Source organism: Streptosporangium sp. NPDC049248 (assembly GCF_040678965.1).
Classification (GTDB): domain Bacteria; phylum Actinomycetota; class Actinomycetes; order Streptosporangiales; family Streptosporangiaceae; genus Streptosporangium; species Streptosporangium fukuiense.
In genome coordinates this window covers 1-12,549 of record NZ_JBFAQY010000019.1, presented here as the reverse complement: position 1 = coordinate 12,549, position 12,549 = coordinate 1, and the positions used below count along the sequence as shown (strand labels likewise).

Annotated in this window: 7 protein-coding genes; 2 read left to right on the top strand and 5 right to left on the bottom strand. The window is 69.5% G+C overall.

Features of this window, described 5'->3' with window-relative positions; all coding sequences use genetic code 11:
* Window positions 1-239: 239 nt before the first annotated feature.
* The gene (leuS, locus tag AB0K21_RS29020; RefSeq protein WP_343972548.1) at window positions 240-2,711 is read right to left on the bottom strand and encodes a leucine--tRNA ligase; all 2,472 of its coding nucleotides are present in this window, start codon (window positions 2,709-2,711) and stop codon (window positions 240-242) included.
* A 555-nt stretch (window positions 2,712-3,266) separates the two neighbouring features.
* Between leuS and AB0K21_RS29015 the strand changes: the two genes are divergently transcribed.
* Window positions 3,267-5,543: a hypothetical protein gene (locus AB0K21_RS29015; RefSeq protein WP_364154886.1), complete on the top strand. Its 2,277-nt coding sequence runs from the start codon at window positions 3,267-3,269 to the stop codon at window positions 5,541-5,543.
* A gap of 104 nt (window positions 5,544-5,647) precedes the next feature.
* Here the strand turns inward: AB0K21_RS29015 and AB0K21_RS29010 are convergent, their stop codons facing one another.
* From AB0K21_RS29010 to AB0K21_RS28995, 4 genes are all read right to left on the bottom strand, one after another.
* Entirely contained in the window at window positions 5,648-6,880 is a 1,233-nt protein-coding gene (locus AB0K21_RS29010; protein WP_343972518.1) for a cytochrome P450, read from the bottom strand.
* A 52-nt stretch (window positions 6,881-6,932) separates the two neighbouring features.
* Complete coding sequence (locus AB0K21_RS29005) at window positions 6,933-7,781, bottom strand: alpha/beta hydrolase (protein WP_343972521.1); 849 nt, start codon at window positions 7,779-7,781, stop codon at window positions 6,933-6,935.
* A gap of 70 nt (window positions 7,782-7,851) precedes the next feature.
* On the bottom strand, window positions 7,852-9,108 hold the full coding sequence (locus AB0K21_RS29000; protein WP_343972524.1) for a cytochrome P450: 1,257 nt from the start codon (window positions 9,106-9,108) through the stop codon (window positions 7,852-7,854).
* A 71-nt stretch (window positions 9,109-9,179) separates the two neighbouring features.
* Entirely contained in the window at window positions 9,180-10,751 is a 1,572-nt protein-coding gene (locus AB0K21_RS28995; RefSeq protein WP_343972527.1) for a GMC family oxidoreductase N-terminal domain-containing protein, read from the bottom strand.
* A gap of 166 nt (window positions 10,752-10,917) precedes the next feature.
* On the opposite strand from AB0K21_RS28995, the gene AB0K21_RS28990 reads away from it, so the two are divergent.
* Window positions 10,918-12,450: a long-chain fatty acid--CoA ligase gene (locus AB0K21_RS28990; RefSeq protein ID WP_343972530.1), complete on the top strand. Its 1,533-nt coding sequence runs from the start codon at window positions 10,918-10,920 to the stop codon at window positions 12,448-12,450.
* Window positions 12,451-12,549: the final 99 nt, after the last annotated feature.

Sequence of the window (12,549 nt, the reverse complement as noted above, 5' to 3'; positions counted from 1 at the left end):
CTACGCCCCCCCCGTGCTGGCTTGGTTGGGGGGGCCCCCCCCCAAGTTGTGCGCCCCCCCCCCAACACCCCCCCCCCCCGGGGGCCCCCCCCCCCCCGGGGGGGGGGGGCGCCCCCCCCGGCGTTTTCTCAGGTGACGGCACGACGAACAGACGACACCGCCCAGGCCGGATGAGCCGACCCCCGGTTCGCCCATGAACGACTCGGGGCGCCCGCCGGACGGGCGCCCCGCTCGAACGTCTACGGGACGATGTTGACCAGCTTGGGCGCGCGCACGATGACCTTACGCGGCGTGCCGCCGGGCAGGAACGCCTGGACCTTCTCCGACGCCAGCGCCAGTGCCTCCAGGTCCGCCTCGGAGATCTCCGGGGAGACCTCCAACCGGTCGCGCACCTTGCCCGCGACCTGGACGACGCAGGTGACGGAGTCCTGGACCAGCAGCGCCGGGTCCGCCGCCGGCCAGCCCGCGTGTGCGACCGAGCCGCTGTGTCCCAGCCGCTCCCAGCCCTCCTCGGCCGCGTACGGCGCGACCAGGGAGAGCATGACCGCCAGCGTCTCCGCGGCCTCCCTGACCGCAGGGTCGGCGGCGCCGGGCCCGGAGTCGATGGCCTTGCGGGTCGCGCTCGTCAGCTCCATCATCCGGGCCACCGCGACGTTGAAGCGGTGCGATTCGACCAGCCTGGTGACCTCGTCGACCGTGCGGTGCACGACCTTACGCAGGTTCAGGTCGCCACCTGCGAAGTCGACGCCGGGAGCGGAGGCCGCCCCCGCCTCGACCATCACGCGGAACGCCCGGGCCAGGAACTTCTGGGACGCGGCCGGCGAGACGTCGGCCCAGTCGATGTCGTCCTCGGGCGGGCCGGCGAAGACGACGGTCAGCCTGACCGCGTCGACACCGTAGGCGTCGATCTGCTCACCCAGGTCGACGCCGTTGCCCAGCGACTTGGACATCGCCTTGCCCTGGTTGATGACCTGCCCCTGGTTCAGCAGGCGGGTGAAAGGCTCGACGAAGTCGACCATGCCCATGTCGTGCAGGACCTTCGTGAAGAACCTGGCGTACAGCAGGTGCAGCACGGCATGCTCGACGCCGCCGATGTACTGGTCGATCGGGCCCCACCTGCGGACGCGCTCGACGTCGAACGGGCCGTCCTCGTAGGAGGGGTCGACGTAGCGCAGGAAGTACCACGAGGAGTCGACGAAGGTGTCCATCGTGTCGGTGTCGCGCCTGGCCGGGCCGCCGCACTTGGGACAGGAGACGTTGACCCACTCCTCGGCCGAGGCCAGCGGGGAGACGCCCTTGGGCGCCAGGGCCTCGCCGCGCATGTCGGGCAGGGTGACGGGCAACTGGTCGTCGGGGACGGGGACCTCGCCGCAGTCGGCGCAGTGGATGATCGGGATCGGGCAGCCCCAGAAGCGCTGGCGGGACAGCAGCCAGTCGCGCAGCCGGAAGTTCACCGTGAAGTGGCCGGTGCCCCGCTCGCTCAGCACCTCGATGATCTTCCTGATCGCGTCGGCCTTGGTCAGGCCGTCCAGCGGGCCGGAGTTGACCATCGCACCGTCCCCGGCGGTGGCGATGCCGGTCTCACCGGGGTCGGCCAGACCGGTGTGCACGACGACCCGTACCGGCAGGTCGAAGGCACGGGCGAAGTCCAGGTCGCGCTGGTCGTGCGCGGGCACGGCCATGATCGCGCCATGACCGTAGTCGGACAGCACGTAGTCGGCCGCCCAGACCGGCATGCGCTCCCCGTTGACCGGGTTGATCGCGTACCGGCCCAGGAAGACGCCGGTCTTCTCCTTCTCGGTGGACAACCGGTCGATGTCGGACAGCTTGGACACCTCAACCCGGTACGCTTCGAACGCCTCGCGCCGGTCGTCGGTGACGATCTCCTCGGCCAGCGGCGCGTCCGGGGCGACCACGAAGAAGGTGGCGCCGTACAGGGTGTCGGGACGGGTGGTGTAGACGGTGACCGGCTCGTCACGGCCCTCGATCACGAAGTTGACGTCGGCGCCCTCGGATCGGCCGATCCAGTTGCGCTGCATGGTCAGCACGCGCTCGGACCAGCCGCCCTCCAGCAGGGCCATGTCGTCCAGCAGCCGGTCGGCGTAATCAGTGATCTTGAAATACCACTGGGTCAGCTCACGGCGGACGACCTCGGCGCCGCAGCGTTCGCACCTGCCGTCCTTGACCTGTTCGTTGGCCAGCACGGTCTGGTCGTTCGGGCACCAGTTGACCAGGCCGCCCTTGCGGTAGGCCAGATCACGCTCGAAGAAGCGGTTGAACAGCCACTGGGTCCATTTGTAGTACGAGGTGTCGCTGGTGTGCAGGCGGCGGGACCAGTCGAAGGAGATCGCGTAGCGCCGATAGGAGTTGGCCTGGGTCTCGATGTTGGCGTAGGTCCACTCCGCCGGGTGCGCGTTGTGCTTGATCGCGGCGTTCTCGGCGGGCAGGCCGAAGGAGTCCCAGCCGACGGGGTGCAGCACGTTGTAGCCGCGCTGGACCCAGTAGCGGGAGATGACGTCGCCCAGGGCGAACACCTCGGCGTGCCCCATGTGCAGGTCGCCCGAGGGGTAGGAGAACATGTCGAGCATGTAGCGCCGCTCACGCGGGTCGGCGGGGTCGTCGGAGGCCCGGAAGGGGTCCAGTTCCTCCCACCTGCGCTGCCACTTGACCTGCAGGGCCTGCGGGTCATAGTGCTGCTCGTCGCTCTGCATGTCGGCTCGCTCGCTCACGTCGATTTTCCCTCGGGTATGTCTGCGTGGATGGTCTGACCCGCCTGGCCCAATGCAAAAACCCCCCGCTCACGCGGAGGGCGGCCGCATCGGCAGGGCGCTCAGGGACGGGGAGGCCGATGCGGCCCGATAAGCAGGGTCGCGGCACGCATAGAGCAAGACTATCGCAGCCCGCAAGGCGTATTCGTGGCCTGGGGAAACAGACCCGATCGCGGCAAACAGGAGACAGCCGTCCGAGCAGGTCGGCAGAATGAGGATTTCCGCACTCGCCGGAGCGAACGAGACCCGATGGCTATGCACCTGTTGTGACCTCGTACGTCCTTCGCGTTTACTCTTTTCACCGTGGCACATTCAGTAGAGCCGGGGCGGGGCCCGGATCCGTTGGAGGTCGGCCTGCCCATGCAGGACCCGCCGACCGACCCAACCGGACTCCAGTTCAGAGGGGCGTTCTCCAGTTTCCCTGCGAGCCCCCCCGTCTCACGTGAGATCATGCCCAATACGCCTAATTCGGGCACCCACGCGGGAGGTAAGGAAAGCATGGCCTCGGAGCAGTCCAGCCAGTCCCACCTGCCTCCGGCATGGCCGGAGGCTGCCGAACCGTCACCCTCGTGGACGAACGACCCTCTCGGCACCGGCCCCCGGCTCCCCCGCCCGCAGGAGGAGCCACAGAGCGGCAACGGCTCCTGGCAGACCTCGCCCGGCGGGGGGCAGCGCGTCTCCGATCCACAGGCCGGTTCGCCCGGCCAGACCTCCCCCGGCGGGGGCTGGTCTCAGGCCTCCGATCCGCAGAACAACGGCTGGGCGCAGGCGTCGGCCCCCCAGAACGACGGTTGGGCACAGGCATTGGCTCCGCAGAACGACGGTTGGGCACAGGCCTCCGACCCGCAGAACAACGGCTGGGCACAGGCCACGAGCCCCCAGAACGACAGCTGGGCACAGGCCTCCGACCCGCAGAACAACGGCTGGGCACAGGCGTCGGCCCCCCAGAACGACGGCTGGGCACAGACCTCCCCCGGCGATGGCTGGGCACAGGCCACGAGCCCCCAGAACGACAGCTGGGCACAGGCTTTCAGCCCGCGGAACGACAACTGGGCACAGGCCTCCGGCCCGCAGGGCGGCGCCGACGGCCAGAATCCGTCCTCCCCCGGCAACGGGTGGCCGCAGCCCACCCCGTCACAGGGGGACGGCTGGTCACAGACGTCCGGCCCGCAGGGCGGCGCCGACGGCCAGAATCCGTCCTCCCCCGGCAACGGGTGGCCGCAATCCGGCCCCGTTCCCCAGTCGGACCCGCTGGGCCAGGCCTCCCCGGGCGGCAACGGCTGGGCACAGGCCACCGCACCCTCGCACGACAGCTGGGCGCAGGCATCCAACCCGCAGAACGACGGCCGGACGCACCCGTCAGGCCCGCAGGGGGACGCTCGCGGGCAGCAGGCTCCCGGTGGGGGTGAGGCGTGGCAGGGCGCACTCCCGCGCGACGCCTCCGGCCGCCCTCCGGCTCGGCCGGTGGAGAACAGCGTGTGGCCGCCCACTCCGCCGGCGGAGAACACCGGCTGGCCGCCCACCCCTCCGGCGTCCGGCGCCACCTGGCCGCCCGCTCCCCCCACCGGAAACCAGGGTTTCGCCGAGGCACAGACGTCGACGTTCCCCTCCTCCTGGTCAGGCTCTCCCGCGGACAGCCCCGCCGCCCATTTCGGCGACGCCTCAGCGGGCGCCGTTCCCGGCGCCTCCCCTGACGGGGGCGGTGGAAACGGCGCCGGAAACGCGCGGCGCAGCTACGGCGTGCCGGACAACCCCGCCATGTGGGCCATGGCCGCGGCGAACGCGGCGGCGGCCTCCCAGGCTCCCTCGCAGGGAACTCCCGTTCACCCCGGAGCCGGTGGCCCCCAACCGCCACAGCCCCAACCGGGACAGCCCGCGCATCCGGGGCAGCCCGGCCATCACCTGAGCCGCGACCCCTCCGACCCGAACAGGCCGTTCGTCACCGCCGGCCAGATCAGCGGCCCGAAGACCCCTCCGCCCGAGCGCCAGCAGGAGCTGTGGAACACGGTCTTCGGCGACAACTACCAGGCCATCGAGGACGCGGACGAGTTCGAGGAGCAAGGTCGGCCGGTCTGGATCTTCGCGCTGGCCGGCTCTGTGATCATCGCGCTGGTCGGCGCGGTGCTCTGGGCGTTCCTGGCCGGGCCGCTGGCCTCCACCGAGGAGGAGATCGCCGAGCCCAAGCCCTCGGCGACTCCCCAGAAGACCGCCAAGCCCGCCACCATCGGCCGCCTGCCGCGATTCAGCGGCGATCCCTCGCCGGTGGTCGGTACGCTCACCGACCAGCCCGCGGGGATCACCCTGGCCCAGCTCGGCGCCCCATGGCGGCAGGACCAGCGCCCCAGCGTGCCCACCACCTACGGCTTCACAACCCGCCAGTACCTCCCCGCCGGTACGGACTCCACGGGCAAGACCCAGTTCGCGCAGCTGATGTCGGGCCCGCTCTCGCCTCGTTTGAAGAGCAGGTACACCTCGCCGGAGAACCTCGCCCCGGTGATCAACGCGGTGGCCTCCACCGGCCGCAAGCGGTTCTTCCCCGAGGACAACACCGCCCGCAAGACCGCCCAGCAGACCCTGTCCGTGAACGGCCTGCCCGGCCAGCTCGCCGCGTACGAGATCACCTCGGGCGGTTCGAAGACGACCATGGTCGTGGCGGCCGTGAGCACCGGCGCCGACCTGCCGGCGATCGTCTACATGTCGGTGCCGGACAGCAAGAAGGAACTGCTCCCCGACATCAACACGGTCTTCAAGTCGATCCGCGTACCGGGGCGGTGACCTGGCCGGCTCGAACGGTCCGGCGGGCGCGCTCCATGTTCTGACCGGGCTGGAGTCGCCCCCGCCCTGCCGGCCCGTCACCACCGGCAGGATGTGGCAGGGCCTCAGAAATCGCAGTCGAGGTGCTTGATCCCGTTGATGAAGCTGGATCGCAGGCGGTCGGGCTCACCGACCGAGCGGATCGCGGGCAGGCGGGTGAACAGCTCGCGGAACATCACGGTGATCTCGCGGCGGGCCAGGTGGGCGCCCAGGCAGAAGTGCGGCCCGGGTCCGCCGAAACCGACGTGCGGGCCCTCGGTACGCAGGATGTCGAAGCGGTGCGGGTCGGTGAAGACGCTCTCGTCGCGGTTGGCGGCCCAGTAGTAGAGCAGCACCTTCTCCCCCTCGCGGTAGAGGTGGCCGTTCATCTCGTGGTCGCGGGTTAGGCTGCGGCGCATCCAGGTGACGGGCGAGGCCAGACGGACGATCTCCTCCACGGCACCGGACAGGCGCCCGTCGATGTCCTCCAGCAGCAGGGCGCGCTGGTCGGGGTTCTCGGTGAACAGGTGCAGGCCGTGCGAGATGGCGTTGCGGGTGGTCTCGTTGCCCGCCACCACCAGCAGGATGAAGAACGACCCCAGTTCCTGCATCGTCAGCTTCTCACCGTCGATGTTGGCACTGGTCAGGGAGGTGGTGAGGTTGTCCCCGCCCTCGGCGGCCAGGGAGACGACGAGCTCCTGGAGCCGCTGCCCCGTACCGAGGAGCAACTCCGCCACGCGGCTGATGTCGGCGATGAACTCGGGGTCGCCGCCCGACAGGATGATGTTCGTGGCGTCGAAGACCTCCTGGTAGTGCTCGGGTCCGATGCCCATCAGATCGCAGATGATCTTCAGGGGCAGCTTGGCGGCCACCTCGGTCACGAAGTCGCAGCCGGGTCCGGTGGCGATCAGCTCGTCCACGATCCGCGCGGCGGCCGCGTCGACGTCCGCCTCGAACTTCTTGATCATCTTTGGAGTGAACGCCCGGGCGACGATCCGGCGCAGCCGCGCGTGCCGAGGGTCGTCCATGTTGATCATCGAGCCGAAGTACTCGTTGAAGTCGGGGCCGAGGTCCTGGACGGACGTCGCCCCCCGGCCCGAGGAGAAGATCTCGGGGTGACGGCTGGCCTCGGTGATGTCCGCATGCCGCACCAGGGCGTAGTAACCGGGGCCCGGCGGCAGGAAGGGGATCTCGGGCTCGGCGAACAGGATCGGGCCCGGCTGCGCGCGGAGCAGCGCGAAGGCGGCCTCCCGTTCGGCCATCGGACGCTCCCAGAAAGCGATGTCCGACAGGTCGATGTCCGCGAGTGAAACCGTCACGCCAGCCTCCACTAGAATCCCATTCGGTTTTACCGATCCTGCCACAGGATCCTCAGCGCAACCAGTCGAGAACGATGTCGTTGACTTCCCTGGGCCGTTCCAGATGCAGGAAGTGTCCTGCCTGAAGAACATGCTCCACCCTGGAGCCCGGCGGCAGGAAGGCCGCGGCCTGATCGACCTGCCCTATCCCCAGGCAGCCGTCACGGGCCCCGTGCAGGTAGAGGATCGGAACCTGCCCGCCGGTCGCGGACTGCTCGGCGGTGTAGCGGCCGGTGGGTGCCACCGTGCCGAGCATCGCCCGGTAGTAGCCGATCGCGGCGGCGAGATTCTCCGGAGAGCCCAGAGCACGCCGCACGAACGCGATGTCCTCGGCCGCGTCGTAGCCCGGCGACCAGTCGCGCCACAGCCCCTCGATGAACCCGTCCCGCGACAGGGCGGCCTCGGCGAGCCCGCTCTGGAAGAGGAAGATGTAGAACGACCGCTTGAGCTGCTCGTAGTCGAAGAAGGCGGCCAGCATCGCGCCCATCGGGGGCACTGCCATCGCGACCGCCCTGCGCCAGCGCTCGGGGGCGAAGGCGGTGGCGCCGTAGACGGGGAAGGCGCCCCAGTCGTGGCCGATGAGCACGGCGTCGCCGTCGCCGCCGAGCGCCTCGTGCAGCGCGCAGGCGTCGGCGACCAGCGCCCCGCCCTCGTAGGCGCCGTCGGCGGGGATCGAGGTGGGCGCGTAGCCGCGCATGAACGGCGCGACCACGCGGTAACCACGCCCGGCGAGCTCGGGCAGCAGATGCCGCCAGGTGTGCGCGGTGTCGGGGAAGCCGTGCAGGCAGAGTGCGAGCGGCCCCTCTCCTGCCGACAGGTACGCGAACTCGACGCCGTTGGCGGTGACGGTGCTGATGTCCATGAGGCGGAACCTAGCATTCGCTTGGCCGACGCGGCGGCGATCGCCCCAACCCCTCGCCCGGCACCGGCGGTCAGGTCGTGTACGACAGGTGCTTGACCCCGTTTATGAAGTTGGAGAGCAGATAGGAGGGCTCACCGGCCGATCGGATCTCGGGCAGGCGGGTGAACAACTCGCGGAACATCACGGTGATCTCGCGGCGGGCCAGGTGGGCGCCGAGACAGTAGTGGGGGCCTGGGCCGCCGAAGCCCACGTGCGGGTTGGGGTGGCGGGTGATGTCGAAGACGTCGGGATCGGTGAAGACGCTCTCGTCGCGGTTGGCGGAGTTGTAGAAGAGCAGGACCTTGTCGCCCTTGCGGTACTGCTGCCCGTTCATCTCGTGGTCACGAGTGACCGTACGGCGGAACTGGATGACCGGGGTGGAGTAGCGGATGATCTCCTCGACCGCGCCGGGAATGTTCTTCTCGAAGTCGCCGACGAGCAGTTCGCGCTGCTCGGGATTGTCGGTGAGCAGCTTGAGGCCGTGCGAGATGGCGTTGCGGGTGGTCTCGCTTCCGGCGACCACCAGCAGGATGAAGAACGAGCCGAGTTCCTGCGGGGTGAGGTGCTCATCGCCGTTGACCAGCATGCTGGTCAGGTCGCCCGTGGAGGCGCCCCGGCGCTCGCGGCCGAGCCTGGCCGCCAGCCTGTTCAGCTCGCGTCCGGCCGCCAACAGCTTGATCAGGCCCCGGGCCACGTTCCACCGGTTCAACTCGGGATCGATTCCGGTGTACTCGGAGTCGGCGTTGCCCAGGATGATGTTGGTCGCGCGCAGGACCCGGTGATGGAACTCCGGGGGGATGCCCATCATGTCGCAGATGACCTCGACGGGCAGCCGGGCGGCCACCTGGGTGACGAAGTCGCCCGGCCCCTCGGCGATCGCCTCGTCCACGATCCGGGTCGCCGCCCGCTGCAGGTCCTCCTCCATCTTCGCCAGGACCCTGGGGGTGAAGGCCCTGGAGACGATGCGGCGGAGCCTGGCGTGCCGGGGGTCGTCCATGTTGATCATCGAGCCGAAGTACACCGCCAGCCAGCGGGGCATGTCGGCGATGCTGTTGGCGGTCGGCTCGCTGCTGAACACCCCGGCGTTCCTGCTGGCCTCGGAGACGTCGGCGTGCCGCACCAGGGCGTAGTAACCGGCCCCGTGCCCAATGAAGGGGATCTTGTTCTCCTTCGTGAACACCGGCCGGTCCAGCGCGCGGAGACGCCGGAAGGCCTCCATGCGCTCCCGCTGGGGAAGCCCCCAGAACGGAATCTCCGACAGGTCGACATCCGCCATGTTCACGGTCATTGCCTTAGATTTATGCAAGTAATTACTTACGTCAAGTGTGAGTCATAACACACTTTGTCCACATATACGGCTCAGCGAGCTGCGGTGATGAGATCAGCGGCCCTTTCCGCGATCATGACGGTGGGCGCGTGGGTGTGCCCCCGGTTGATGACCGGCATCACCGAGGCGTCGACCACCCGCAGTCCCGCGACGCCGCGGACCCTCAGGGCGGGGTCCACCACCGACTCGGGATCTTCACCCATCCGGCAGGTGCCGACCGGGTGGTAGAGGGTCTCGCTACGCTCGCGGATCCAGCGGACGAGCTCCTCGGTGCTCCTCGCCCCCCAGTACGGGTCCATCGGGGGCCCCGCGAGCGGCCGGAGCGCCTCGGTGGCGAACAGTTCCCCGGCCTTCCGCAGCCCGGCCACCTGCCGCCGGACGTCGGCCTCCGCCGTCAGGTAACCGGGATCGATCACGACGTCACGGCCGTCCAGCGAGACGCGGCCGCGGCTCTCGGGCTGGAGCAGGATCGAGGCGATGGTCAGGCCGTGGCCGGGCGGCGGGGTGAGGCCGTGGTTGACGAAGGGGCCCGGGGCGAAGATCAGCTCGATGTCGGGGGCGTGCTCCTCGGGAGAGGTGCGGATGAACGCCACGGCCTCGCCGACATTGGAGGTGAGCATGCCCCGGCGGCCGACCAGGAAGCGGAGCAGGTTGCCCGCCGACTCGGCGCCGGCGAGCGTGATCGGCTCGGGGCAGTGCAGGACGACGCCCGAGGCCAGGTGGTCCTGGAGGTTGGCGCCGACCTCGGGCAGTTCGTGGACCAGCTCGACGCCGGCGGCCCGCAGCTCGTCGGCCGGGCCGAGGCCCGACAGCATCAGCAGGTGCGGGGAGCCGATCGCCCCCGCCGACAGCACGACCTCCCCGCGCGCCCGCACCACGGTGCCTCCGTCACCGCCGCCGTCACCGCCGCCGTACTGCACGCCGATCGCCCGCCCGCCCTCGATGAGCACCCGGTTCACCTGCGAGGAGGTCAGCACCGTGAGGTTGGGCCGCTTGGCCGCGGGTCCGAGATAGGCGTCGGCGGAGCTCCAGCGGCGCCCCCGGTACTGGGTCACGGGCGTCGGCGAGCAGCCCTCGTTGGAGGGGCCGTTGAGCTCCTCCAGGCGGGCGATGCCCAACTCCTCGCAGGCCCGCAGGAAGAGCGCGGTGGCGCGGTTCGGGGAGCGCAGCTCCGAGATGTGGATCGGGCCCTCCGTGCCGTACACGCCGCCGCGGTTGGAGCCGGCGCGGCGTTCGATCCGGTGGAAGTAGGGCAGGACCTCGTCGTAGGACCAGCCGGGCACGCCCCAGCCGTCGTAGTCCGCGCGGTGCCCGCGTACCCACATCTGGGCGTTCATCGAGGAGGAACCGCCGAGCATCCGGCCGCGCGGCCAGTAGAGCTCCCTGCCGGAGAGCTCGGGCTGCTTGGCGGTGGTGAAGTTCCAGTCGTGTTCGGTCTTGAACAGCTTGGCGAAGCCGGCCGGCATCCGGACCTCGAGCCTCCTGTCGGAACCGCCCGCCTCGATGAGGGCGACCCTCGTGCCCGGATCCGCGGAGAGACGGTTGGCCAGCACGCACCCCGCCGACCCCGCGCCCACGATGACATAGTCGTACTCCACGCTCACTGACCCCTCCTCGCACAGACGGTCAGCTCGCCTCCCCGTAAGCGGGCTCTTATCTGCTTACTCCCCCATGGTTTGCCCGTCAATTTGTAACCAAAGTTACCTACCAGTAGGTATCTAAGGACTGCCAGTATGAGCGAGTCAGAGCTCGCTCGGAGGAGGACGCACGATGCTCAACCTGTCGATCGCACTGGAGGACAGCGCCCGGGAGAACCCCGACCGCACCGCACTGGTCTTTGGCGACCTGCGACTGCCGTACTCCCTGGTCAACACCATCGCGAACCAGGTTGCCAACCTACTGGTCTCCAGGGGGGTCGGTAAGGGCGACAAGGTCGCGCTGGCCTGTCCCAACCTGCCGTACTTCCCCTTCGTCTACTACGGCATTCTCAAGACCGGCGCCACGGTCGTGCCGCTCAACGTGCTGCTGCAGTCCAGGGAGATCGCCTATCATCTGGACGACTCCCAGGCCAAGGCGCTGTTCTGCTTCGAGGGCACTCCCGAACTGCCGCTCGGCGAGCGGGGCAGGGCGGGCTTCGAGGGATCGTCGGCGGAGCACTTCTTCGTGCTGCCCGCCGCCGCGTTCGCCACCGAGTCCGAGTACGGCGAGACGCTCTGGGCGGCGCTCGACGGCGTGTCCGGCGAGTTCGAGACCGTGCAGACCGCACCCGACGACACCGCCGTGATCCTCTACACCAGCGGCACCACCGGCCAGCCCAAGGGCGCCGAGCTCAGCCATCAGAACATGCTGCTGAACGCCATGGTCTCCGATGAGATGTTCCCCCGCACCGAGGGCGGCGACGTCTACCTGGCGGTGCTGCCGCTCTTCCACTCCTTCGGGCAGACCGTCATCATGAACGCCGGGTTCCGGCGCCAGGCGACCATCGTGCTCGTGCCGCGCTTCGAACCGGGGCCCGCCCTGGAGCTGATGCGCGCCGAGAACGTCACGCTGTTCGCGGGCGTGCCGACCATGTACTGGGCCATGCTGACGAAGATCCACGCCGAGGGCGACGAGGTGCCCACCTCGCTCAGGGTCGCGGTGGCCGGCGGCGCGTCCTCACCCGTCGAGGTGCTCAGGGACTTCGAGGAGACCTTCGGGATCGGGATCCTGGAGGGGTACGGCCTGTCGGAGACCTCCCCGGTGGCCAGCTTCAACCAGTTGGGCAGGCCCACCAAGCCCGGCACGATCGGCACGCCGATCTGGGGTGTGGAGATGAAGCTGGTCGACGGCGACTGGAAGACGATCGAGGGCGAGGGGCCAGGTGAGATCGCGATCCGCGGCCACAACGTGATGAAGGGCTACTACAACCGGCCCGAGGCGACCGCCGAGGTCATGAGGGACGGCTGGTTCCGCACCGGCGACATCGCCACCCGCGACGCGGACGGTTACTACGCCATCGTCGACCGGGCCAAGGACATGATCATTAGGGGTGGCTTCAATGTCTACCCGCGCGAGCTCGAAGAGGTCCTGATCACCCATCCGGAGGTCTCCCTCGCCGCGGTGGTCGGAGTCGCCCACGACTCGCACGGCGAGGAGGTCAAGGCGTACGTCATCCGCACTCCTGGCGCGACGATCACCGAGGACGAGCTCATCGCCTGGGGTAAGGAGAACATGGCCGCGTACAAGTATCCGCGGATCATCGAGTTCCGTGACGCGCTGCCGATGACCGCGACGGGCAAGATCCTCAAGCGCGAGCTCCGCTGAGCGGTCCGCACCCACCGGACCGAGAAGGTCCGGTCGTACATCGGGTACGAGCGCGGCTCGGCGCGGAACGGCAGGCGGAAGGCCAGGCCCGACTGCCGG

Coding starts and splice junctions, on each gene's coding strand:
- leuS (WP_343972548.1), bottom strand. CDS start 2,711: ATGCAGAGCGACGAGCAGCACTATGACCCGCAGGCCCTGCAGGTCAAG.
- AB0K21_RS29015 (WP_364154886.1), top strand. CDS start 3,267: ATGGCCTCGGAGCAGTCCAGCCAGTCCCACCTGCCTCCGGCATGGCCG.
- AB0K21_RS29005 (WP_343972521.1), bottom strand. CDS start 7,781: ATGGACATCAGCACCGTCACCGCCAACGGCGTCGAGTTCGCGTACCTG.
- AB0K21_RS29000 (WP_343972524.1), bottom strand. CDS start 9,108: ATGACCGTGAACATGGCGGATGTCGACCTGTCGGAGATTCCGTTCTGG.
- AB0K21_RS28990 (WP_343972530.1), top strand. CDS start 10,918: ATGCTCAACCTGTCGATCGCACTGGAGGACAGCGCCCGGGAGAACCCC.